Raw genomic sequence first — 24323 nt, forward strand, 5'->3', positions numbered from 1 at the left:
ATTAGTCGATTAAGCAAGAGTGGCTTTCATTTGCCACTCTTTTTTTGTATAATCGATCCATTAAGTAATAAATTAAGTAACAAGGGATGGTGGGTGTTCATGGATCAACAAAAGAAAAAGTATTCCCCGATGATGAAGTTTTCGTTGTTGGCGGTTTCGTTAGTTTTAGCGTCATCACTGTCAGTTTCAGCGGAAGTACCACAATGGCAGCGTGCATTTCCAGGGCATTCATATTCAAGTATTGAGTTAATTGCCACCATGCCAGCTTTAGCAGTGATCATCTTCCTGCTTGGAAGTAGTTGGATTGCTAAAAAGATTGGTGCCAAAAGAACCGTTATACTCGGGTTGCTGGTCAGCGGAATCGCTGGAGTGATTCCTATTTTTGTTACTAATTATTATGTAATGCTTATTTCACGATTTGCTTTTGGAATTGGGCTTGGTTTGTTGAATGGACTGGCCGTTAGTCTGATTGGAACCTTCTTTAAGGGAAAAGAAAAGAATCAACTGATGGGAGTTAGAAGTGGATTTGAGATGTTGGGTAATGCCATTTCAGCGTACGTTGCTGGTGCATTACTAGTTGATTTTGGTTGGCATAGTGCTTTTCTAATTTATACCTTGGCATTTCCGGTTGCCATCTTGTTTTTCTTCTTTGTTCCGTCACCACCAAAAGTGGAACATTATCAAGCGGAACGAAAAAACAAATACTTTCCAAAGATTAATACTGATGTTCTTTTCTGGACCATGCTACTTGCTGGATATCAAATTACGTATGTGGGTGCCACCGTTCGAATTGCTGAATTTATTGAAGAAACCGGGATTGGTTCCACACAACAGTCAGCGGTTGTTATCAGTATTGCGCCAATCTTTGGTTTAGTTGGTGGTATAGTCTTCAGTATGGCACTGATGAAGTTGAAGAAATATTTATTGCCCGTCGGAATTATTGCTAGTGGATTTTGTCAGCTATGGATTGGGTTATCACACTCGTTCTTTAGTGCGGCGCTTGGCTTTTTCCTAGTAACTTTTCTTGATGCGATTGTGGTTTCCTACATTTTAAACATTGCGACTGAAATTTCATCCAAAGGAACTCTGAACTTAACCACTTCCATCTTGTTGATTGGTAGTAATTGTGGAATCTTTTTAGCACCGATTGCTTTAGGTGGGATTGATTCGGTATTTAGTTCCAATAAGCCCGCATTAACCTTTGTGGTTTGTGGAATTATTCTACTAGCTATGGGAGCCGTTGGTGTATGGGATATTAAATTTTTACGCAGAAAAATATTTAATTAGGGCAGTGCATTTGATGCATCGCCTTATTTATTTTGGTCAAAGGAGCAAAAAACCATGAAAGTTAATTTTAAAAGTTCTCATACTAGTCCCATATCGCTCAAGGCCTTTTTGAGTCAACATGGGATTAGTCATCGGATGTATGCAGACTTAAAGCGAGCGAAAAATGCTTTTAAGATTAATGCTAAGACCGTCAAGCCATCGGTTAACGTTGCTTTTGATGATGTCGTCTCTGTCTTTCTCCCAAATGAATTATCTGATCCACGAATTGCGGTTAGTTTTGAACCAATTAATGTAATTTACGAAGATGAGAATTGGCTAGTGGTTAATAAAGAAGCTGGGTTAACGTCTGTTCCAGGCCCAAGCAACCAATCCGATACACTGGTGAATCGGATTAAGGGCTATTTAATAAATGAAGAGGCCGCAAATTTACGACCGCACATTATTACACGTTTGGATCGGTTTACTAGTGGACTGGTCTTAGTTGCTAAAAATCGTTTGGCAAATAGTTATGCCAATGAAGAGCTGAATCGTCATGAAATTGATAAGCGATACCTAGCAATCGTTTCTGGCAAAATGACACAAAAGCACGGGCTCATTGACCAGCCAATTGGGCGAATTGGTGATAACTTTGCGAGACAAGTGACTACGTCGGGAAAGGCCGCACAGACGGAATACTGGGTTAAAAAAGACTTAAGTGATGCATCACTATTAGAAATTAAACTTCACACTGGGCGTACCCATCAGATTCGGGTTCACATGACATCGATTGGTCACCGGCTGCTTGGTGATGAACTTTATCATGGTCCACTTGATCGGGGAATTAAACGCCAAGCGTTACATGCTTTTACGCTTTCTTTCTTTGATCCGTTTCAAGGACGGCAGTTAAATTTTGAAGCCAAGTTGCCTGATGATATGGAAAAGGTAATTTCCAAAAATTAGTATGTAAATTTTTTAAAATTTGCTACAATAAAGTTAGTAAAGTAAGGAGAATGTTCCGTGGAAGATAACATCCAGTTAGGTGAAAAATCCTTTGATAAAATGATGTTTGTACTTAATAAGCCGGTGAATGAGAAGAATCACCTTGACTATAAGTTCAAAGATTATGAGATGCAGCAAATTGCTGACGACATTTGGGCAATGCCTGCTTACATGAAAAAAGACGATGATTTTACCATTTTCTTCATTGTCACCAGGGTTAATAGTGGCGAGATTGTGGTAGCAATGGCAACTGGTCAGTCTGGTAAAAAAGGTCAGTTTGATCTGTCACGACCAGTTAATACGGGTGCCGGATTAAACGAATTATATAAACACGATCAGGACCAAGCGAAAGAAGCTCTTCACTTTTTGAATTTAATTTCAAAAGCTGGCGAGGGTGAATGGCGAATGGTAGAAGACTAAACAGAAAATAGGAGAGTTAACATGGCTCAAATTTATTTGGCAAGTCCATTTTTTAGTAACGAACAAATTCAAAGAATTGAAGTTGTTGAACACGCATTAGAGGCAAATCCAACGGTGACTGATTTTTATTCACCACGTAAACATCAGGACGCTGAAAATGAACAGTTTACCCTTCCATGGGCGAACGAGATCTATCATCGTGACATGGAAAATCTAGAAGCAGCTAAAGCAGTGGTGGCTGTGGTTGATTTTGGTGGTAGTAATGTTGATAGTGGTACTGCGTATGAGATTGGTGCGGGGGTTCAAATGGGAAAGCCCGTTGTGGTCTTTCAGCAAAAGGATGAACCACTTAACCTAATGATCTCAGAAAGTTTGCATGCTTACCTGAAAAACGGCGAGCAACTCCAGGCTTATGATTTTACTAAGATGCCAGAGAGTCACTATACAGGGAACATTTTTTAAGTCGAATTAAAGGAGAAAGATTATGAATAATGATCAATTATCTGGAATGAGATTTTTCGAAGTAACGGTATTAAATGCAGTCATTACGATTCTTGAATTTTTGGGTGGGATCTTTTCGGGAAGTTTGTCACTTCTTTCGGACGCCTTCCATAATTTGGGGGATTCCATTTCAATTGTATTGAGCTATATTGCTCATCGAATAAGTAAAAGACAACAAACCAAACAGAACACTTATGGCTTTAAACGAGCTGAAATTATTTCGGCGTTCTTGAATTCATTGTTTTTGATTTTAATTTCGCTTTTTTTGATTATTGAAGCTGTTAAGCGAATTTCACATCCAGAAACAATTAATGGGCCAGTAATGCTGGTGGTTGCAGTTGTCGGAACTGTGGCCAACTTCTTTTCTGCTTTTTTGTTAAATAAAGGCGCTAAGCACAACTTGAACATGAGAGCCACCTACCTCCACTTGTTGAGTGATTCGTTGTCATCGCTTGGAATTATCATTGGTGGAATCTTAATTGCTTTCTTGAATTGGACAATTGTGGATCCAATTGTGACCATCCTAGTGGCACTTTACATTATGTGGGAGAGTTGGCCCATCATTAGGAAAACGGTGGGGATTTTGATGGAAAGTGCACCCAAACTGAATTACGCTGCCATTAAAAAAGATCTATTAAAAATTGATGGGGTGACTGGTGTTCACCACGTGCATGCGATGATGGTGGATGAAAACAGCATCGTTTTTTCGGCTCACGTTAATATGAAAAATATGCCCTTAGATCAGGTCCAATTAATTTACGATAAGATTAATAAATTATTGAAGAGTAAGTATCACATTGACCATGTCACGATTCAACCAGAAGTTGACCGGGGAAGACATGATGATTTATTTTACGATAACGGCAAAGACATATAAAAAAACAGTTTCTTTCTACTAGAGAAAGAAACTGTTTTTTTGTGATTTTAAAGTGATCTATAAAGTGCTGTCTGGATCTAATTTATTGGTTTCGTTAACATACCATTCTGACCAATCAGTGGTGGGGTTACCGTTTTCAAAGTAAGTCTGACTTAATTTACTTAAAAGGATTGCGAAATCACCATAGTCAAGTTCAATGATGTCAGCGACAACGTCTCGTGGACTATTATTACTCAGAGTGACGATTTCACGGTTTAAATCAGCAATTACACCAGATTCACCGTCAAAAGTACTCATAACTTCCAGGTTGTTGTTCCTAAATAGTTTGATGTAGAAAGGAACAAAATCGTTAACAACCTTTTTTTGTGCCTGCTCACTTAAATCACTAAACTTTACATTGTCACTCATATTTTTCCTCCTGTATGATACCGTTACAAATCTAATTTAATTATATCTGTCTGGATACCATTCGTAAAATAGTTTTTTGTAACGAAAACTCAATGAGATTTTTTACTTATATTTTGATATGCTAGAAATATTAAAGAAAAGGGGTGAGTCGCATGTTTGGGAAGAATCAACTGGATCCGGATTCGCGTTTTCGTAATTATAGTGACTTGGTCATTAAGACCTGTATGTTGGCGGGTAAAATCATGATTGAAAATGGGTCAGAAATGACACGAGTTAATGACACCATTAAGCGAATCGCACAAAATGCTGGGATGCCAAACTTGAAGACTTACATTACGATTACTGGAATTATGATTTCCGTTAATGATAATTCAGAAACTCAGATTACTGAGATTGATAAGCGGGCTTTTGACTTAAGAAAAATCACGGCTGTGAACGATTTATCGCGACGCTTTGCGGAACACAAGACAACGTTAGAGCAGTTCTATCAAGAATTGCAACACGTTAGTGATCTGGATACTTATTTTCCGTATTGGATGAAAATGTTAGCGGCTGCGGTCCTTTCAGGATCCATTGAAGTGGTTTTTCGTGGTGATTATTCGGTATTCTTTATTACCTGTCTGATTGGGATGTTAGGTTGGATTATTTTTGACTATTTGAATCGTATCGTGAAAGTTGAGTTTATAAACGAATTTACTGCGGCCATTTCAATTGGCATGTTAGCCATGCTAGCCCGAAAGTTGGGACTTGGAAGTGGTGTGGATAATATGATTATTGGGAGTGTGATGCCGCTTGTTCCTGGCGTCCAAATTACTAATGCGGTCCGAGATTTAATGTCTGGCAACCTTGTTAGTGGACCAGCTAGAGCAATGGAAGCCATTATGGGAGCGTGTGCTTTAGGATTTGGAGTGGCACTTGCTTTGAAGTGGTTTGGATAGGGGTGTTTATGATTGAAATTTTAGTGAAAATAATTGGAGTTTACGTTGCCACCCTTTGTTTTGCAATTTTGATCAACGTGCCACCGCGTGCTCTTAATCTAGGTGGATTGGTGGGGGTTGCCAGCTATTTAGTGTACCTAACCTACAATTCGATTTTTGGTGGTTACGTTGGTGGAAACGTCTTTGGAGCGTTTACGATTGGGATCTTGGGAATGCTGGCAGCTCGGTACAAAAAAATGCCAATCATCGTTTTTAACATTCCAGCGTTAGTTCCGCTTGTTCCCGGTGGACAGGCGTATGAAGTTATGAAATACATTGCAACGGGCAACACGCACTTAGCGTTTGTTTACTTAATGCAAGTCGCGATGATTGCAGGAGCGTTGGCGATTGGGTTCTTACTAGCCGAGTTGGCGATTCAACTGTTCTTTCACATCACCCATCTTTTGAAAGGAATCGTATCTTAATTGAAAGTAAAAACCACATTGACAAGCGGCCAATGTGGTTTTAGTTAGTTTGAAGCTGTTTGACAAAGTCTTGATAATCCTGCTCCTCACCGGTATCGGTGATTTGAATATTATCGAGGTTGGCGTTTCTTAGGTCACCTTCACTAATATTTAACTCATTAGTAAAAGTCGCATTTCCAATCAAATGAAGATCGTAGTGAACCCCACTGCGTTTTATGTGAGTTTTTACCATCCCACCTGGATTATAAATATTGACGGTTTCGTCAAAGTCCGAATCATGAGTTAAGATTTCGTAAATTAGACTAGTGGCCGTCATTCCAGTCCCACAGGCATTTGTAAGACCTACACCCCGTTCGAAGGTTCGAACGAAAAGTTCATTTTGATCCATAACGTTAGCAAAACTAACGTTGACGCCGTCCGTAAAGTACTTGTTTTTTCCGTTTAGCATTTTGCCTAGCTTAACTAAATCGTCTGATTTAACTTGATCCATACTCATAAAACTAATGAGATGAGGATTAGGCACTGCGACCGCTGAATAATCTAATCCAGAAATGAAATCATTGACTGGCTGATCTAACAGTGGTGTTTTGATATTTTCAAGGGGCAGACTCTTAGCGTCAAATGAGATTGGTGAGATCTGAACACTAAAGGCGGGAACTCCAGGTGCAATGTCACTCTCTTTTGTCACATCTAGATCTGCATCGTTGGTTTCGACCTTGAAAGCATCCTGACCAAACTTTTGTGACAAGTACCGAGAAACGGTCCGAAGTCCGTTTCCACACATTGAAGCTTCACTGCTATCGGCGTTAAAGACTCGCATTTTCCCCAGTGCATTGGGGTGGTTTGATGAATCAACTACCAGGACCCCATCGGCGCCGTTTAAAATGTGATTTTGGGGGTCTGAAATGGTTTGAGCAAGTTTTTTAAGTTCCGAGTCAGTTAGTTTTTGGTCTAATTCGGTTTGATCCAAAATAAAGAATTGATTTTCGGATCCGTGTACTTTAAGTAATTTAGTCATAATTTAGTCTCCTAATAAATTAGTCGGTTGTTGTCAAAGAAGTTTCTGTAGATTAGCTTGACGGCTTTGTCTGAATCTTTAATGTCAGTTCCAAGCATCACGGAAATCTTGGAAGCTCCTTGATTAATCATGTGAATGGAGATGCCATTGTCGGTTAGGGGCCGAATGATTTTTTCAATGGTGTGATTATCAGACTGCATTCCCTCGCCGACGATCATGATGATGGCATAGTCATTAATCCAACGAATTTGATCGGGATGAAGCGCATCTTTGATTTCTCTCGTAATTTCTTTGACGATATGGTCATTTAGTTGGGCCTTATCAAAGATAATGGTCAGGTCATCGATTCCAGAAGGCATGTGTTCGTACGACACGTTGTATTTGTACAGAATTTTGAGAATCTTAAGGGTAAAACCTACTTGTTTGTTAAGCAGATAGCGATGAATGTACAGTGCTGAGAAGTGCTTGGCACTGGCTACCCCGGTAATTACGCGAGTTGGCTGAAATTTATTTTCAGGAACAATCAAGGTTCCGGGTAAATCAGGGGCCGATGTATTTTTCACGTTGATCGGAATTCCGACCTGAATTGCTGGAATGATGGCTTCATCATGAAAGACTGAGAAACCAGCATACGAGAGTTCTCTCATTTCTCTATAAGTCATTACGTCGATAGCTTTCGGGTTTTTAACCACCCGCGGGTCAACCGAATAGATTGCGTTGACATCGGTAAAGTTTTCGTATAGATCAGCTTGAAGCCCACGAGCTACGATTGAGCCAGTAATATCGGAACCGCCCCTTGAAAAGGTAGCGATTTGATTATCATCATTGACCCCAAAAAATCCTGGAAAGATCATTTTTTCTTTAACGTCACGAAATCTTCTGATGTTTCCGTAGGTAACTGGATTGATTTGCGCATCAGCAACGTCGCCGGTGACTTTAAAACCAATTTCTTTTGGATCCATAAACCTTGCGGGAATTTTAAGTTGGTTTAAAATCATCGTCAACATTTGCGCGTTGAGGTACTCTCCCTGAGCTTTAAAGGTACTCATTAGATGAGCAGAATCCAGAAACGATTGATTAGGTAATTCTCTTAACTGTGAGACAATTTGGTTAATCTGTTTCGTCTGAACGTTAAATGATTCACCAATTTCTTGATAGCGATCAATAATTTGATTAAGAATGTCAGAGAAGTCTTCATGGTCAAGAACTTTGTTAGCGTACTCGATTAATAAGTCGGTAACTTTCACGTCACCTTTGAAGCGAGTTCCGGGAGCAGAAACAACGACTGCCTTCCGATCTGGATCTGATTTGATGATATTAATTACCTTTTGAAATTGGGTTCCGTTAGCTAGTGAGCTTCCGCCGAATTTGGTTACTTTCATGAATTATTCATCCTTAAGAATTTAATTAAGTTGAATTGTAGCATTAATTTTTAATTTATCAATCTTGGAACCCAAAATATGTGAAATAGTTATTAATTTAGATGATATTAATTGACGAACAGGTCAAAATGGGTTATATTTTTAACAAATTTAAATAGAGGTTGCAGGTAACAAGATTAGCTAATGGAGATTACTCGTCGAAGAAGTTAGTGAAAGGGTTGTTTGCCGAAGCACTCTGTCAGAGTAGTGGCACTGGTGCTGGGACGTGATTTAATAAATCGCGGACTGTCGCAGATATTCTGCGGGGAGCTATTCAAGAATATTTGATCAAATAATGTCAAATTAATTATTTTTAGATCTTTTTGTTCAACTCCTGAGCAAAAAGATCTTTTTTTATAAATTATTTAAGAGGTGCGAGATGAAGTCAGTTATTGATAAGCAAGACATAAGGAATCATGATTTGTACATTGGTGGGATCAAGGCCAGTGATTTAGCAAAAGAATATGGAACACCCCTAGAGGTTTATGACGTTAGTAAGATCAAGAGTCAAATTGAAAAATTTAAACGGGTTTTTGAGGACCGTAAAGTTAAATACTCGGTTAATTATGCTAGTAAGGCGTTTGCCACGGTTGGAATGTATCAAATTGTGAAGCAAGAGGGAGCTGGAATTGACGTAGTTTCCGGTGGCGAGTTGTACACCGCGCTTCAAGCTGATTTTCCGATGGCACGGGTCAGTTTTCACGGCAACAATAAATCAAAAGACGAACTAACGATGGCTGTCAAAAACGGGGTGGGAACGATTATGTTGGATAATTTCCATGAAATTGAGTTACTCCACGACGTGCTAGAAGAGCAAGATAAAAACATCGACGTGATGTTACGGATTACCCCTGGTATTTCAGCTCATACTCATGAGTACATCCAAACGGGTCAAGTCGACAGTAAGTTTGGGTTCGATCTGGCATCAGGACAAGCTGATGAAGCTTTACAAAAGGTCCTTTCTGAGAAGCGAATGAATATGAAAGGGGTTCATGCTCACATTGGGTCTCAGATTTTTTCACCCGAGGGCTTCGTGGGAGCTGCCGATAAACTTGTTGATGTAATGAAGCACTGGCATGATGATTTTAATTACACGGCGAAAGTAATCAACGTTGGTGGTGGTTTTGGTATTCAATACACCGATGAAGAACATCCCGTCGCCCCAGAGGACTTCGTCTCAGCCATTGTGGATGAGATTAAACAAAAAACAACTGAGGCTGATTTACCAACTCCATCAATTTGGATTGAACCGGGCCGTTCAATCGTCGGGTCAGCGGGTTATAGTTTGTACACAATTGGTTCCAGAAAAGATGTCCCCGGGATTAAGTCGTACGTTTCCGTTGATGGCGGGATGGGTGATAACATTCGGCCAGCTTTATATGAAGCAGACTATGAAGGCGCTCTTGCAGGCAATGTTGATGGAAAGCCGGTTGAAACCGTCCGAATTGCCGGGAAATACTGTGAATCAGGTGATATCTTGATTAAGAATCAACCGCTCCCAAAGAGCCAACCGGGAGACATTTTTGTAATCTTCAACACCGGGGCTTACGGATACTCAATGGCTTCCAACTATAATCGAAATCCACGGCCAGCCGTTGTGTTTGTTGAAGATGGTAAAGCACAGTTAGCGGTCCAACGTGAGAGTTATGCGGACCTGACCCACTTAGATAAGAAATTAAAGGAGAACTAGAAGATGGCACAATTAGATGCACAGTCAATCATTAAATTTATTTCTAACTCAGACAAAAAGACCCCAGTCAAGGTTTATTTGAAAGGTAAGTTAGGAAAAATCAAATTTCCTAAGGGAATTGAGAATTTTACCACTAACAAAACTGGTGTCATTTTTGGCGACTGGGCTAACGTTTCTAAATTTCTTAAAAAGAATAAAAAATTAATCAGTAGTTATGAAATTGAAAGTGATGCACGAAATTCTGCCGTTCCATTACTTGATACCAAGAACCTAGACGCTCGGATCGAACCTGGTGCTATTATTCGTGATCAGGTCTCAATTGGAAAGCATGTTGTCATAATGATGGGAGCTTTAATCAACATTGGAGCTGAGATTGGTGATGATTCTATGATTGACATGGGGACCATCCTGGGTGGTCGTGCGATCGTTGGAAAGCATTGTCACATCGGTGCTGGTGCTGTTTTGGCCGGTGTGATTGAACCAGCTAGTGCTAAACCGGTTCGAATTGACGATAACGTCTTAGTTGGTGCTAATGCGGTTGTGATTGAAGGCGTTCATGTTGGTGAGGGTGCAGTGATTGCTGCTGGCTCAGTGGTTTTGCATGATGTTGAACCTAATACCATGGTAGCCGGGGTTCCTGCTAAAAAGATCAAGGACATCGACACTCAGACCAAGTCTAAGACTAAACTTGAAGACGACTTAAGGAAGTGATGAATGTGTCAAATAACCCGACCAAGTTGAGTGACGATGATCTCCTTGAAATTTATCGTCATCTTCACCAAATTCCAGAATTAGCAATGCATGAATTTCAGACCCATGAATATCTAAAAGAAGTCATTGATAAGTTTAAAACGGACTACATGGAAGTTAATGTACCAGAAAAGTTACCAACGGCGATTTTGGTGCTGGTCCATGGAACTGATCCCAAGCGCACCATTGGATACCGAACGGATATTGATGCGTTACCAGTTAAGGAAAAAACGAATTTAACGTTTGTGTCAAAAAATGATGGTGTGATGCATGCGTGTGGTCATGATATCCACATGACGGTTGCGTTGAGTATCTTGAATTACTATGCTGCTCATCAACCCCAAGATAATTTGTTAGTTTTTTTTCAACCAGCTGAAGAAAGTGAAAATGGCGGTAAGGTGGCATACGAGGATGGTATTTTTACCGGGAAGTGGCATCCAGATGAATTTTATGGTCTACATGACAACCCCCAGCTTCCGGTTGGGGCAATCGGTTGTCGGATGGGTACACTGTTCGCTGGGACAACCGAGGTCAACGTTGACTTGATCGGAAAAAGTGGTCATGCTGCTTATCCGCAGGATGCAAACGACATGATTGTGGCCGCCAGTCAATTTATTAATCAGGTTCAGACGATTGTATCAAGGAATGTTGATCCGATTGAAGGCGGGGTTGTTACCTTTGGAAAAATGGAAGCCGGTACCATTCGAAATGTGATCGCTGGTCATGCTCGAATTGAAGGAACGATTCGGGGTCTGACCCAGAAAATGATTGAGTTGATTGATAAGCGGTTAAAAGAAGTCGCTAATGGGATTTCAGTGAGTTACGACTGCCAGGTTAAACTCAACCTGAATCAGGGCGGTTATTTGCCAGTCGAGAATAATCCGAAGTTAACCAGTAATTTTATTGATTACATGGAAAAGCAAAAAAACGTTGATTTTATTAACACGATGCCCGCAATGACGGGAGAAGATTTTGGTTATTTGTTGTCAAAAATCCCCGGAACAATGTTTTGGTTGGGAATTGGTGACCCAAAGTCTCAGCTTCATGAGGCGACGCTTACCCCCAATCCAAAGGCAATTGCGATTGGAAGTAGAGCCATTATCGGATTTTTGAATTATCGAATGCAACAAGGAACAAAAAAATAGGGGAGATCATAATCATGGTAGAAAAAGCAGATTTATTAACGGCCATCGTCACCCCGTTTGGCAATGACGGTGAGGTTGATATTACACGGCTTAAGAAGCTGATTAAACATTTGGTTGATACGGGGACCAATGGATTTGTGGTCGGCGGAACGACTGGTGAAACTCCGACATTATCTGAAGACGAAAAATTAAAACTGTACGGTGAATTTGGCAAGATTGTGGGCGATCAGTATCCGGTAATTGCAGGGACTGGTTCAAACAATACCCGACAAACGGCTGAGTTTAACCAGAAAGTGATGCAATTAGATGGGATTGATTATGGCTTGGTGGTTGTGCCTTATTACAACAAACCCGACCAACGGGGCATGAAGGAACACTTTAAGTACGTTGCCGATCATTCAGATAAACCAATCATCATCTATAACATTCCTGGACGAACGGGCGTGAACATGGATAAGGAAACGGTCGTGGAATTATCCGAATACAATAACATTGCTGGAATTAAGCAGTGTGGCTCACTTCCTGATATGGAATACATCATTTCCAACACTCCAGATGATTTTCTGGTTTACAGTGGTGAAGATCCACAAGCACTAGCAACTAAGATGCTTGGTGGTGATGGAGTGATTTCGGTTGCTTCCCATGTCTATGGTAAGCAATTAAGGGGAATGTACGATGATTTAGATCAGGGGGATTACAAAGCAGCTGGCAAGCTTCAACGTTGGTTAACACCAAAGATGCAGGCGCTATTTATGTATCCTTCCCCGTCACCGACTAAAGCAACTTTAAATGCTAATGGTTTAAATGTGGGTGGTTGTCGTTTACCAATTGCAACCCTAAATCAAGATGAAAAAAAAGAATTGGCAAAAGCACTAGACGTTGATTCTTTAGGAGACATTTTAAATGATTAAAGTATTAGTAGCAGGCTTTCGTGGCTCAATGGGCCAAAAGGCCGTTAAGATGATTGAAAAGAATGGTGATTTTAATTTGATAGGCGTATATGACCCGAAAGCGAACGATTTGAGTCCTGAAAGTTATGATTTACCAAAAGACGTAAAAGTTTATAACGATTTTGATCAGATTAAGGGACCAGATGTAGACGTTTGGGTTGATTTTACGGTTCCAAAAGCAGCTTATCCCGACACTAAATTTGCCTTGGATCATGGGATTCATCCGGTTATTGGAACCAGTGGGTTAAGTGATGATCAACTAGCTGAATTGCAAAAATTAGCGGACAATGAAAATGTGAGTGGGATTATTGCGCCGAACTTTGGAATTTCAGCGGTATTGTTAATGAAATTTGCTAAAGAGGCAGCTCAGTATTTCCCCAATGCAGAGGTGATCGAGATGCATCATCAGGATAAAAAAGATGCTCCGTCTGGGACCGCCATTAATACGGCCAAGTTAATCAGTGAGGGAAGAAAGAAACGACCCAAAGCTTTATCCACTGAGGAAACCCTAAAGGGTGCTCGTGGAGCCGAGTATGATGGAGTTCCGATTCATTCCGTTCGACTTCCTGGATATGTTGCTCATGAACAGGTGCTGTTTGGCGGAGATGGTGAAGCACTCACCATTCGTCAAGATTCCTTTGATCGTGATTCATTTATGAATGGTTTAAGGGTTGCCATTGAGAGAGTTGACGGTTTAGATGGGTTAGTTGTTGGATTAGAAAATATTTTATAGAGGGGCAAGTAGTAATGAAAGAGTATAATGTCGCAATTTTAGGTGCCACTGGCGCCGTTGGAACACGTCTCATGGATAAGTTAGCTGAATCAAGTATCCCGGTTAAAAGTCTGAAATTGTTGGCTTCTAAAAGATCCGCTGGGAAAAAGCTCGAGTATCAAGGTGACGAATTAACCGTTGAAGAGGCCACTCCCGACTCATTTAACGGTGTTGATTTAGTCCTTGCTTCAGCTGGCGGTTCGGTTTCCAAAAAATTGTTACCGGAAGCCGTGAAGAGTGGTGCCGTTGCGGTTGACAACACGAGTGCGTTTCGAATGGACCCGGATGTTCCCTTAGTTGTGCCAGAAGTGAACCCAGATGCTTTAGAGAATCATCATGGGATCATTGCCAATCCAAACTGTTCCACCATTCAAATGGTAGTAGCATTAGAGCCGATTAGAAAGCAGTTTGGGTTGAAACAAATTATTGTTTCTACTTATCAAGCTGCTTCAGGTGCCGGTCAGAGTGGACTTGATGAATTAAAAGATGAAGCGCAAGAACACCTTGATGGCAAAAAGATGGATGCTCACATTTTCCCAGTCAAAGGTGAAAAGGAACATTATCCGCTAGCGTTTAACCTTTTACCCCAAATCGATGTGTTTGAAAAAGACGGTTATACTCACGAAGAGTGGAAGATGATTCACGAAACGAAGAAAATCATGCTGAATGATATGGATTCTGGAGATATTAAGGTGACTGCTACTTGTGTCAGAGTTCCAGTGGAGATTTGTCACGGTGAGTCAGTTTATTTCACGGTCAAGGATGAAAAAGCCGCCAGTCGTGAAAAGATCCAAAGGATTTTAAATGATGCTCCGGGAGTAACTCTTAAAGATGATCCCAAAAAACAACTCTACCCACAACCAATCGACGCTGCTGGCAAGGAAGATACATATGTCGGAAGAGTTCGACCGGATCAAGAAAATGGTGAGGCCTATAATATGTGGGTGGTAGCCGACAATTTATTAAAGGGTGCTGCACTAAATACGGTTGAAATTGGCGAAGAATTAGTTAAAAGAGATTTGATTTAATGATTGAATTTCTTGATGATGATAGGGAAGAGGATTAACATGCCTACTTTAAATGAAAACTTGCAAAATCGGTTTAACAAGAATTTAACTCAACTGCAACCATCAGCAATTCGAGCTTTTTCGGAGTCGATATCTGATATTGACGGGTTGATTATGCTATCAGTGGGAGAACCAGGATTTAACACCCCTGAACACGTTAAAAAAGCAATGATGAAGAGTATTGAAGATAATCACTCGCATTATTCTCCTCATAAAGGAATCAAATCTTTAAGAGATGCCATCAGCAACTTTATGGCAAAGAAATATAATTTAAAGTATGATCCTGATACTGAAGTAATGGTTAATATGGGAGCAACCGAAGCGCTTGCTTCGTCGATTCTTTCCACGGTTAATCCTGGCGATGAAGTTTTGATTCCAGCACCTTTCTATCCCCTATACGAGTCATTAGTACGTTTTGCTGGTGGGAAACCCGTGTTTATTGATACGTCCACTTCTGATTTTGTTTTAACACCTAAAGAATTGGATGAGGCACTCTCAAATCATCCCAGTGCTAAAGCGTTGATCTTAAATTATCCAAATAATCCAACGGGGGTTGAATACACACCAGAGCAGTTAAAAGCACTTGTTCCAATTCTTGAACAACATTCACTCTTTGTGATTACCGATGAGATCTATAGTGAGTTAACCTATGGTATTAAACATCATTCACTGGCAGAGTATTTACCTGATCAAACGATTGTAATTAATGGAGTGTCTAAATCTCACGCAATGACTGGTTATCGACTGGGGTTCACGGTTGGACCCGCTGAATTTATCACTCAGGCTAATAAGATGCATGGTTATTTAGTTTCTTCACCATCAGACCCTGCTCAGTATGGTGCACTTGAGGCACTTAAGAATGGGATGGATGATGCTTTTTCGATGCGAGATGAATACCAAAAGAATCGGGATGGGGCCATTTTTCAACTAAAGAAGATGGGGCTTGATCCGATTGATCCTACCGGAGCGTTTTATATTTTCGTAAAAATTCCAGCAAATTATGGAAATGATGACGTTCGTTTTGCCAAGGATTTAGCGCAAAACGCTAAAGTTGGGGTAATTCCCGGATCAGCGTTTGGTGACGGTGGTAAAGGCCACGTTCGGATTTCCTACGCTGCTTCTAGTGACGATTTAAAGGAAGCACTAAGTCGGATGGAAAATTATTTAAGTTAATGTAATTATTAAAAAAGCGGAATTAGACATTTGTCTAATTCCGCTTTTGTTTAAAATTGTTTAAAGATGCAGGTAAGTTCCAAGGAAAAAACTAATCATCAAGATGATGAAGACGATGGTAGTAATGATGACGTACATCTTATCGTGTTCTTTATAGAATGAATAGATTGATACGACCACCCTTAGAATTGGCGTTAGGATCAAAGCAAAAACGCCTAACATCATGATGGAATAGGGTTTTAATTGAATGATTCCCTTTAGCAGTTGACCAAAGGAGGTTAGGTAATAGTGACTGCCAAACCCCGTTGTTCCGGTAACAAGGTACAAGAAAAGTCCAAAGACCATGATGATGACGGAAATAATCACGCCGATACGCATGATTTTTCCGATAAGTTTTTCGATTCGAATATTTTCAGCTTCTTGATTTTTTTCACTTTGATTTACATTATTTTGAGTGCTCATGATAAGAAGTTCACCCCAAATCCTTTAAGAATCATTTGAACGCCAAGGTAAATTAGGATGGGAATAAAAATAATTCGAATTAATTTGGAAGGCATGATTTGCATCACACGTGACCCGACGGTTGCTCCAACGATAATTCCGAGCGCCAGTGGGACGGCAATCTGAGGCAAAATTGATCCGTTAAAAAAGTAAATGGTGGCACTCGCTGCTGCCGTGACCCCCATCATTAAATTACTGGTGGAACTCGATGGTTTGAGTGGCATTTTCATAAAAGTGTCCATCGCAATCACCTTAAAGGCACCGGATCCAATTCCCAGTAAACCACTGGCAATTCCGGCACCAAACATTACGGTTAAACCAGCTGGAACGTTTGTTACCTTATAGTCAATCTGCTTTTTTAGGTTTTTATCGTAGTAAGAACCATTTAGTTTGAGTTCTTTTGCAATTTTATCTTCACTGGTTGTATTCGTTTGAACCTGTTTGCCCCAAATCTTTTTAACCATATTTAGACCGGAAAAGAAGAGTAACAGGCCAAACAAAATGTAGAGAAAGATTGGATTGATCACTCCAGTTAGTAAAGCACCAGCAACGGCCCCAATGGAAGTAGCAATTTCTAGAAACATGGCTACCCGTAAGTTTAAGACGTTGTCTTTTAGATAGGCGATCGTTGCTCCTGAACTGGTAGCAATCACGGCAATGATACTTGCACCAATCGCATACTTAATGTCAAGATTAAATCCGATGGTTAAAACCGGTGTAATGATCATCCCACCACCGATTCCTAGGATTGAACCCAGAACACCCGCAAAAACTCCTACCAGTAACATGATAATAAGGCTATGAATCATTAATAAAACTCCAATCTGTAAAATTCATGGTGCAATTATATCACACTAATCACGGCGATTTTGGTGCTTCTCTCAATCGGCTAATCGATATTATGTTATACTTTTTTTATATGAATTCTTGGAGGTATGGCGTTTATGATGATTGGAAGGGACGTTAGTCGTCCGTACAAATTAACAATTGCGTTTCTCTTATCGTTAATCCTGACGATTGGAGTCAAAATGAGTTTTGGCTACGTTGACTTTTTAGATTCAATGATAATTGGAACCATTCAAGGGTACCCGTCTTCATTTGAAGAAACCATTTTCTCAATGATTAGTTTTGTCGCGAGTCCCAAGATGGATATTGTGTGGATACTTATAATTGCTGTTTTGTTGTGGTGGTTTAAGTATAAAATACCGGCATTCTTTTCGCTGGTACTGGTTTTTGGTGGAGATGCCATTGGATTTGTGATTAAACACATCGTAGCCAAACCCCGTCCCTCAATGCATTTGCCGGGGGACACTGGCTTTAGTTATCCTAGTGGACATGTTTTAGGAGCTTTTCTAGTGATTAGCGTCCTGTGGATCATAGTGGTTCCAATGATTAATCGACAATCAACTAAATGGATTATTAGAACTATTTTAGCAATTGTTCTTTTCCTAGTGATGATCTCACGGGTTTATCTGAATGCCCATTTTCCTTCAGATACCGTTGGTGCCGCCTTAATTGCTTACACATGGCTTCAAGTTTGTGAATATGGGTACGTAAAGTGGGCCAAGGAGCTAAGTACAACAAAGATTTTTCAGAATACAATTTACTAATTTCATGAAAGTGATTGATAATCGTTAACTTATCACTTATACTTTACTTATAATGAAATATGAATTCTAAGAAGAGGCGCGACTTTTATCAGTAATTTGCCAGAGATTCACTTAATCGATGAGGGCTTATGAAAGGGAAAGTTGCCGAAACTGATCACGTGGTAAATGATTGGTTGGGTTTTGATTTAATAAGTCAAGGACTGTCGTGTGTTGCACGGAGAGCTTTCTAAGATTACGATTAGTAAGAATTTGTGGACTCTTTTGGAAGTTATTCAAGAGGGTCTTTTTCTTTGTCGTTTTGTTATTGGGTTTCTTCTTAATTATTTAGGAGGAGAATTTATGTCTGAAAAAAATGGAAACGGACAGGTGAAGCGGGGATTAAAGTCTCGTCATGTGTCTATGATCGCCCTTGGTGGTTGTATTGGAACCGGTCTTTTTGTGACTAGTGGTGGAGCAATTCACAATGCTGGTCCCGGTGGTGCGTTAGTAGCATATGTATGTATGGGAATCATGGTTTATTTTTTGATGACTAGTTTGGGAGAAATGGCCACTAATATGCCAGTCTCTGGATCATTTGCTACATATTCAGCTAAGTACGTTGATCCAGCTTTAGGGTTTGCAATGGGTTGGAACTACTGGTTTAACTGGGCAATTACGGTGGCGGTTGACGTTAGTACGGTGGCAATCGTCATGCAATTCTGGCTGCCACATTTTCCGAGTTGGATTTGGAGTTTAGCGGCTCTGTCACTGATTTTGTTGATTAACATCTTGTCCGTCAAGGCGTTTGGAGAAACTGAGTTCTGGATGTCTTTGATCAAAGTGATCACGATTTTTATCTTTCTAGCCGTCGGAATTTTGACCATTTTTGGAATTATGGGTGGTCACTTTATTGGAATGAGGAACTTCACCTATAAGCAGGCTCCCTTCGTAAATGGGATTCCCGGCATTCTGAGTGTTTTCGTAATTGCTGGATTCTCATTTCAAGGAACTGAGTTAGTTGGAATTACAGCTGGAGAGTCAGAAAACCCACGGGAAACGGTCCCAAAAGCGATTCATGAAGTATTTTGGCGCATCATTTTATTCTATATTCTGGCAATTGTTGTGATTGCTGCAATTATTCCATATACTAGTCCCGATTTGTTGGGATCAAGTGCTTCAGATGTTGCCATTAGTCCGTTCACGATTGTGTTTGAACGTGCCGGATTAGCTGGAGCTGCAAGTATTATGAACGCGGTCATCTTGACCTCCGTGATTTCTTCAGCCAACTCTGGAATGTATGCCTCAACGCGAATGTTGTATTCGATGGCCGATGAAGGTTATGCTCCAAAAGTTTTTGGCAAAGTATCTAAGCGTGGAATTCCGGTATTAGCGCTCCTAGCAACCATGGTGATTTCGTTGTTGACTTTTATGACAAGTATCTTTGGATCTAAGATTTACATGTGGTTAGTGGCTGCTTCCGGGTTGACTGGATTTATTGCTTGGTTCGGGATTGCTCTTTCACATTATCGATTTAGAAGGGCGTTTATAAAACAAGGACACAAAGTTTCGGAACTTAAATACCATGCGACTTGGTTCCCGGTTGGTCCAATTATCACTTTAATCCTGTGTATCGTTGTTATTTGTGGTCAAGATATTGGTGCCTTTGCTCACTTCAACTTATTTGAGATTGCGGTCACGTATATGAGTGTTCCGTTGGTTATCATCTTGTATTTTGGGTACAAATTTGTTCATCATACCCATATCATTCCCCTCGATCAAGTGGATGTCTCGCCTTCAGAAGATTATACGGATGAAATTAAAAAGAATGAAAGCTAGTCTTAAATTCATGATTTTTAAATGGTACAATTACAATTGCAAATTCTTTAAATTAGTCTAAGGGGATCAAATAAATGATTGTATTATCAGGAACTATTGGAGCAGGGAAGACCACGTTAACGACATTATTGGCTGAGAAACTAAACTCACCAGCATATTACGAGTCCGTTGATGATAATAAGATTCTTCCGTTGTTTTACAAAGACCCAAAAAAGTATGCTTTTTTGCTTCAGATTTATTTTTTAAATAAACGTTTGGACAGCATTAAAGAAGCTTCTTCTGATAAGTACAGTGTGATGGATCGTTCAATCTTTGAAGATTCATTACTGTTTCATCTAAATGCTGACCTTGGTCGAGCAACTGAAACAGAAGTTCAAATTTATGATTCTTTATTAAAGAACATGATGGAACCGATCCCTAACGGTAAATATAAGAAAATACCGGACCTACTGATTTATATTGATATTTCTTTTGATACGATGCTTAAAAGAATTAAAAAGCGTGGAAGAAAATACGAACAGATCGATAATGACGCTAGTTTGTATGAATATTATCGTGAGTTAAACCAGAGATATTCGAAATGGTACGAGGATTATAACTTATCTCCTAAGATTAGGATTAACGGGGATAAGTATGATTTTGTCGAAGATGCGGACGCCAGAAACAAAGTTTTAAAGAGACTTTCTGACAAAATTCAAGAAGTATTAGGATAATTTCAGAGATTATTGTATAATTAACGCAACAAATAAACGTGACGTGCCCATTAAGTAGAATTACAGAGAGACAATGTTGGTGAAAATTGTCATTTGAAAATTCCAGCACGTATTTCGGGCGGCCAATCCCGCACGGCAATTACCGTTATTAATTAATCGAGTGCCTTAATTGGAACTTGGGTGGTACCGCGAAAAGACTTTCGTCCCAATATGACGAGGGTCTTTTTGTGTCTTTTAAGGGAGGAAATTAAAATGTTAGATATGAAGTTGATTAGAAGTAATCCAGACTGGTATAAAGGAAAGCTAGCCGAGCGAAATGTGCCTGGCGAAGTGATTGACAATTTACTTAGAAAAGATTCAGAACGGCGTGATCTAATCGTTAAAAGTGAGTCGCTTAAAGCGGAACGAAATGAGGTATCTGAGAAAATTTCACAGCTCAAGCGCAATAAAGAGGACGCAAATGATCAAATTACCAGAATGCGTGAAGTTGGAAAAGAGATCAAGGCGCTGGATGAAAAGCTAGAAACTATCAAAGCCGAACAACATGATATTGAGGCTCATTTACCCAATGTTCCTGCTGATGAAGTTCCCGTTAGTCTCACCGAAGAGGGTTCAAAAGAGTTAAGACGAATTGGTGAACCACGGAAGTTTGATTTCACCCCTAAACCCCACTGGGAAATTGGCGAAGACTTAGATATTTTAGATTTCAAGCGAAGTGCTAAGGTATCAGGAAGTCGTTTCGTATACTATCTAGGTGCAGGAGCCAAATTAGAACGTGCGGTATATAATTTCTATTTGGATCAAAACACCGATGCTGGCTACACCGAAGTCTTACCCCCATACATGGTTAATTCTGATTCAATGTTTGGGACCGGGCAGTTTCCTAAATTCCTAGAAAATAAGGCTGGATTTGAGATTAAAGATAGTGACTTGACCATGATTCCGACTGCTGAAGTTCCACTGGTTAATTTCTATCGCGACGAAGTCATTTCTGAAGAGAAGTTACCAGTGAAATTCACAGCCTTGACCCCAGCGTTTAGATCAGAAGCAGGAAGTGCCGGAAAAGATACCCGGGGCTTAATTCGATTGCATCAGTTTAACAAAGTTGAAATGGTTCAGTTTACCAAGCCCGAGGAGTCTTGGGATGCTTTAAAGGAAATTACGCATCAAGCAGAGACATTACTTCAGAAACTCGGTCTGCCTTATCATGTCATCACGCTAACGTCAAGTGACATGAGCTTCACTGCCGCTGAAACTCATGATCTTGAAGTATGGATGCCAGCTCAAAATCGGTACCGCGAAATTTCAAGTTGTTCTAACACGCTTGATTTTCAGGCAAGACGGGCTCACATTCAGTACAGAGATGAGAACGGCAAATTGCAGTACGTTCATACGTTAAATGGTTCTGGCTTAGCCGTTGGTAGAACGGTTGCAGCTATCCTTGAAAACTATCAAAATGAAGATGGAACGGTGAATGTGCCCGAAGTTCTTCAACCTTATATGCATGGGATGAAGAAGATTGTAAAAAATGAAAAATTTTAACAAAAATAGTAGAAATCAATAAGACATTCCGGTATAATAATATTTGTTGTATGACTGGTTTGAGAAGAATTGATCGTTGAGGCGTAACCAATTTGTTCTTGACGCTTAAACATCAAAATGATATTATTTAATAGTTGTCGTTGCGCTTTATCGCAATGATATCTATCAATGGAGGATTAGCTCAGCTGGGAGAGCATCTGCCTTACAAGCAGGAGGTCACAGGTTCGATCCCTGTATCCTCCATTTGAGCCGTTAGCTCAGTTGGTAGAGCATCTGACTTTTAATCAGAGGGTCGGCGGTTCGAACCCGCCACGGCTCATTGCCAGTAACACATTATTATGCGGGCGTGGCGGAACTGGCAGACGCGCTAGATTTAGGTTCTAGTGTCTTAGGACGTGGGGGTTCGAATCCCTTCGCCCGCATTGATTTTTCGCCGACTTAGCTCAGTTGGCTAGAGCGCTTCACTAGTAATGAAGAGGTCGTAGGTTCGAATCCTATAGTCGGCATATGCGGAAGTAGTTCAGTGGTAGAACGCCACCTTGCCATGGTGGAGGTCGCGGGTTCGAATCCCGTCTTCCGCTTTTTTTGTTATCATACTGCCGGAGTGGCGGAATTGGCAGACGCACAGGACTTAAAATCCTGCGGTCAGTGATGACCGTACCGGTTCGATCCCGGTCCCCGGCATTTAAAATTTAAAACAGTAAGAGAGTCCTATTACTAGGACTCTCTTTTTTATTTAAAATATTGATTCAAGGTAGAAATACGGGTCCGACAGCGCTATCATAGAGTTAAATTGATGTTGTGATGTGGGTAATAAGTTGATTTCAAGTTACATGACAAGTTAGAATTACGATAACGGTATGATTGATCAAATAAAGGAGAAGCGATATGAAACTCGAGAAAAAATCGCCTTATGGGCTTAATAACGTAAGTGCTTTACTTAATGACGTTTCAATGAATGATGATCAATTAATTCATGTTGGTGAGAAGATGAGTAATGATGCCAACATGGAAGCCATGCGGAATTTCAAAGCTAGAAAGCGGGACATTAAACCAATTTTGACTGAGCGTGATTCACTGCTACTTAGTGGACTTCTAGGATTAAAACGAGAACGAATGGCCAAAAATCCATTTTCTTTTTATCGGGGAAGCGTTGAGCTAATGAACCATGATTTAGGTACCATTCCCATGAGTGACATCAATCTGTTAATTGCGGGTGATGCTCACCTTGGCAACTTTGGTTTTTATGGTTCTCCAGAGCATCAACTTTTGTTCGATTTAAATGATTTTGACGAATCTCACGTAGGTCACTTTGAAGATGACTTATTACGTTTTCTAGTAAGTGCTTTATTGGTCGCGAAGCAACAAGGATTTGACATCACAAATGAAGTTAATCCGTTTTTAAGGGATGTCTTGGAGGCTTATCGTAGTGCCTTGGTCAGGATGACGGAGATTCCAGCCATGGATAAACTGACATTGCCTAATTCCATCAGAAATATTTCTAAGATTTTTGGTACATTAAAAGACGGTGAGAAGCATTTTAAAAAATCGTTTCAAAAAATTACCGCTAAGAGTATTAACAAGGCCCTTAGAAGTACTTCTGACTACGCTGTGGAAAAGTATACAACCGTTCTTAAAAATGGGGAACGGCGCTTTATTGATAATGAACCGGTTACGGTTCACATTGGGAAAAAAGATTATCAAAAAATTAGTGATGGACTCGATCGTTACTACAATCATACTAAAAGTGATATCCGTTTCTTTCTTTCTAACTTCCAGATCGTTGATATTGTAAGACACAGTGTGGGAGTGGGAAGTGTTGGCACTCTTTGCTTTTTAGTTTTACTAGAGGACGCTAACAATAATTACTTGGTTTTGCAGATTAAGCAAGCCCTTCCAATTTATAAAAACAATGTTATTGGTATGAACAAAAATGATTCATTGGGTGAAAATATTGTTGATTGTCAGCTGATTCTTCAAACTGCCTCGGACCCATTTTTAGGGTGGTTTAATACTAGTAATAAGAGTTACTACGTGCGTCAGTTTAAGGATATGAAGGGTTCCGTAAATCTTAATAAGTTGGATTTAGACGCTTTTAAGGATTACGTGTTAGTTTGTGTGATCTTACTTGCACGGGCACACAGTCAATCACCAACGTTTCCGATGATTATCGGGTACCTAAAAAATAGCGACAAGGTCAAAAAGTCATTCATTGAGTTCGCCAATGAATACATGAAACAAGTTGAGATTGATTATGATACGTTTATTAAGGATTTGAAATAA

At 40.1% G+C, this 24323-nt stretch carries 24 protein-coding genes, 6 tRNA genes and 2 riboswitches; of the genes, 25 read left to right on the forward strand and 5 right to left on the reverse strand.

What is annotated here, in order from left to right:
* The first annotated feature begins 99 nt into the window (after positions 1 to 99).
* Genes AC6UDG_RS02285 through AC6UDG_RS02305 form a run of 5 tightly spaced genes read left to right on the forward strand, consistent with a single transcriptional unit; the run spans position 100 to position 4063 of the window.
* Entirely contained in the window at positions 100 to 1287 is a 1188-nt protein-coding gene (locus AC6UDG_RS02285) for an MFS transporter (RefSeq protein WP_500706301.1), read from the forward strand.
* 54 nt (positions 1288 to 1341) lie between these two features.
* Complete coding sequence (locus AC6UDG_RS02290; RefSeq protein ID WP_500695247.1) at positions 1342 to 2226, forward strand: RluA family pseudouridine synthase; 885 nt, start codon at positions 1342 to 1344, stop codon at positions 2224 to 2226.
* A gap of 57 nt (positions 2227 to 2283) precedes the next feature.
* The gene (locus AC6UDG_RS02295) at positions 2284 to 2685 is read left to right on the forward strand and encodes a hypothetical protein (protein WP_500693512.1); all 402 of its coding nucleotides are present in this window, start codon (positions 2284 to 2286) and stop codon (positions 2683 to 2685) included.
* Positions 2686 to 2706: 21 nt separating this feature from the next.
* Positions 2707 to 3147 (forward strand): nucleoside 2-deoxyribosyltransferase, encoded by a 441-nt coding sequence (locus AC6UDG_RS02300; protein ID WP_500693513.1) that lies wholly within the window; start codon positions 2707 to 2709, stop codon positions 3145 to 3147.
* 22 nt (positions 3148 to 3169) lie between these two features.
* On the forward strand, positions 3170 to 4063 hold the full coding sequence (locus AC6UDG_RS02305; protein WP_500706302.1) for a cation diffusion facilitator family transporter: 894 nt from the start codon (positions 3170 to 3172) through the stop codon (positions 4061 to 4063).
* A 57-nt stretch (positions 4064 to 4120) separates the two neighbouring features.
* Here AC6UDG_RS02305 and AC6UDG_RS02310 read toward each other — a convergent pair whose 3' ends face one another.
* Positions 4121 to 4471, reverse strand: a complete 351-nt coding sequence (locus tag AC6UDG_RS02310; protein WP_500693515.1) for a hypothetical protein — start codon at positions 4469 to 4471, stop codon at positions 4121 to 4123.
* Between the two features lie 152 nt (positions 4472 to 4623).
* Between AC6UDG_RS02310 and AC6UDG_RS02315 the strand changes: the two genes are divergently transcribed.
* Both AC6UDG_RS02315 and AC6UDG_RS02320 read left to right on the forward strand, forming a co-directional pair.
* Entirely contained in the window at positions 4624 to 5409 is a 786-nt protein-coding gene (locus AC6UDG_RS02315; RefSeq protein WP_500706303.1) for a threonine/serine exporter family protein, read from the forward strand.
* Between the two features lie 8 nt (positions 5410 to 5417).
* A complete protein-coding gene (locus tag AC6UDG_RS02320) occupies positions 5418 to 5873 on the forward strand; it encodes a threonine/serine exporter family protein (protein ID WP_500693517.1) in 456 nt (151 codons plus the stop codon).
* Between the two features lie 40 nt (positions 5874 to 5913).
* Here AC6UDG_RS02320 and dapF read toward each other — a convergent pair whose 3' ends face one another.
* Together dapF and AC6UDG_RS02330 are read right to left on the reverse strand one after the other, a co-directional pair.
* Positions 5914 to 6891, reverse strand: coding sequence for a diaminopimelate epimerase (gene dapF, locus AC6UDG_RS02325; protein ID WP_500706304.1), 978 nt, complete (start codon positions 6889 to 6891; stop codon positions 5914 to 5916).
* A gap of 11 nt (positions 6892 to 6902) precedes the next feature.
* Complete coding sequence (locus AC6UDG_RS02330) at positions 6903 to 8273, reverse strand: aspartate kinase (protein WP_500706305.1); 1371 nt, start codon at positions 8271 to 8273, stop codon at positions 6903 to 6905.
* Positions 8274 to 8420: 147 nt separating this feature from the next.
* Positions 8421 to 8593, forward strand: a riboswitch (Lysine riboswitch).
* Positions 8594 to 8691: 98 nt separating this feature from the next.
* Between AC6UDG_RS02330 and lysA the strand changes: the two genes are divergently transcribed.
* Genes lysA through AC6UDG_RS02365 form a run of 7 tightly spaced genes read left to right on the forward strand, consistent with a single transcriptional unit; the run spans position 8692 to position 15859 of the window.
* Complete coding sequence (lysA, locus tag AC6UDG_RS02335; RefSeq protein WP_500706306.1) at positions 8692 to 10002, forward strand: diaminopimelate decarboxylase; 1311 nt, start codon at positions 8692 to 8694, stop codon at positions 10000 to 10002.
* 3 nt (positions 10003 to 10005) lie between these two features.
* Positions 10006 to 10713 (forward strand): 2,3,4,5-tetrahydropyridine-2,6-dicarboxylate N-acetyltransferase, encoded by a 708-nt coding sequence (gene dapD, locus AC6UDG_RS02340; RefSeq protein ID WP_500693521.1) that lies wholly within the window; start codon positions 10006 to 10008, stop codon positions 10711 to 10713.
* Positions 10713 to 11897: an N-acetyldiaminopimelate deacetylase gene (locus AC6UDG_RS02345; RefSeq protein WP_500706307.1), complete on the forward strand. Its 1185-nt coding sequence runs from the start codon at positions 10713 to 10715 to the stop codon at positions 11895 to 11897. Before dapD ends, AC6UDG_RS02345 begins: the two co-directional genes overlap by 1 nt.
* A 14-nt stretch (positions 11898 to 11911) precedes the next feature.
* Positions 11912 to 12808 (forward strand): 4-hydroxy-tetrahydrodipicolinate synthase, encoded by an 897-nt coding sequence (dapA, locus tag AC6UDG_RS02350; RefSeq protein WP_500706308.1) that lies wholly within the window; start codon positions 11912 to 11914, stop codon positions 12806 to 12808.
* A complete protein-coding gene (gene dapB, locus AC6UDG_RS02355; protein WP_500706309.1) occupies positions 12801 to 13580 on the forward strand; it encodes a 4-hydroxy-tetrahydrodipicolinate reductase in 780 nt (259 codons plus the stop codon). Before dapA ends, dapB begins: the two co-directional genes overlap by 8 nt.
* Before the next feature lie 14 nt (positions 13581 to 13594).
* Positions 13595 to 14647, forward strand: coding sequence for an aspartate-semialdehyde dehydrogenase (locus tag AC6UDG_RS02360; protein WP_500706310.1), 1053 nt, complete (start codon positions 13595 to 13597; stop codon positions 14645 to 14647).
* Between the two features lie 39 nt (positions 14648 to 14686).
* Entirely contained in the window at positions 14687 to 15859 is a 1173-nt protein-coding gene (locus AC6UDG_RS02365) for an aminotransferase class I/II-fold pyridoxal phosphate-dependent enzyme (RefSeq protein ID WP_500706311.1), read from the forward strand.
* Between the two features lie 60 nt (positions 15860 to 15919).
* Here the strand turns inward: AC6UDG_RS02365 and AC6UDG_RS02370 are convergent, their stop codons facing one another.
* Together AC6UDG_RS02370 and AC6UDG_RS02375 are read right to left on the reverse strand one after the other, a co-directional pair.
* Positions 15920 to 16321, reverse strand: coding sequence for a DUF1634 domain-containing protein (locus tag AC6UDG_RS02370; protein WP_500706312.1), 402 nt, complete (start codon positions 16319 to 16321; stop codon positions 15920 to 15922).
* Entirely contained in the window at positions 16318 to 17169 is an 852-nt protein-coding gene (locus AC6UDG_RS02375) for a sulfite exporter TauE/SafE family protein (RefSeq protein ID WP_500693528.1), read from the reverse strand. The genes AC6UDG_RS02370 and AC6UDG_RS02375 overlap by 4 nt, the downstream gene beginning before the upstream one ends.
* A 135-nt stretch (positions 17170 to 17304) precedes the next feature.
* Here AC6UDG_RS02375 and AC6UDG_RS02380 point away from each other — a divergent pair, with 135 nt between their 5' ends.
* The 11 genes from AC6UDG_RS02380 (at position 17305) to AC6UDG_RS02430 (ending at position 24323) form a co-directional block, all read left to right on the forward strand.
* A complete protein-coding gene (locus AC6UDG_RS02380; protein ID WP_500695236.1) occupies positions 17305 to 17970 on the forward strand; it encodes a phosphatase PAP2 family protein in 666 nt (221 codons plus the stop codon).
* Positions 17971 to 18033: 63 nt separating this feature from the next.
* Positions 18034 to 18203, forward strand: a riboswitch (Lysine riboswitch).
* 106 nt (positions 18204 to 18309) lie between these two features.
* Positions 18310 to 19785 (forward strand): amino acid permease, encoded by a 1476-nt coding sequence (locus tag AC6UDG_RS02385; RefSeq protein WP_500693530.1) that lies wholly within the window; start codon positions 18310 to 18312, stop codon positions 19783 to 19785.
* A gap of 74 nt (positions 19786 to 19859) precedes the next feature.
* A complete protein-coding gene (locus AC6UDG_RS02390) occupies positions 19860 to 20498 on the forward strand; it encodes a deoxynucleoside kinase (protein ID WP_500696526.1) in 639 nt (212 codons plus the stop codon).
* A gap of 252 nt (positions 20499 to 20750) precedes the next feature.
* On the forward strand, positions 20751 to 22040 hold the full coding sequence (gene serS, locus AC6UDG_RS02395) for a serine--tRNA ligase (protein ID WP_500693532.1): 1290 nt from the start codon (positions 20751 to 20753) through the stop codon (positions 22038 to 22040).
* 170 nt (positions 22041 to 22210) lie between these two features.
* Positions 22211 to 22283: transfer RNA gene (locus AC6UDG_RS02400), tRNA-Val, on the forward strand.
* Between the two features lie 3 nt (positions 22284 to 22286).
* Positions 22287 to 22359: transfer RNA gene (locus AC6UDG_RS02405), tRNA-Lys, on the forward strand.
* Between the two features lie 21 nt (positions 22360 to 22380).
* Positions 22381 to 22462: transfer RNA gene (locus AC6UDG_RS02410), tRNA-Leu, on the forward strand.
* 10 nt (positions 22463 to 22472) lie between these two features.
* A tRNA-Thr gene (locus AC6UDG_RS02415) sits at positions 22473 to 22546 on the forward strand.
* 3 nt (positions 22547 to 22549) lie between these two features.
* Positions 22550 to 22621: transfer RNA gene (locus AC6UDG_RS02420), tRNA-Gly, on the forward strand.
* Positions 22622 to 22638: 17 nt separating this feature from the next.
* A tRNA-Leu gene (locus AC6UDG_RS02425) sits at positions 22639 to 22724 on the forward strand.
* Positions 22725 to 22928: 204 nt separating this feature from the next.
* The gene (locus tag AC6UDG_RS02430; protein WP_500693533.1) at positions 22929 to 24323 is read left to right on the forward strand and encodes a DUF2252 domain-containing protein; all 1395 of its coding nucleotides are present in this window, start codon (positions 22929 to 22931) and stop codon (positions 24321 to 24323) included.

Source organism: Fructilactobacillus sp. X2R1C1 (genome assembly GCF_059901435.1).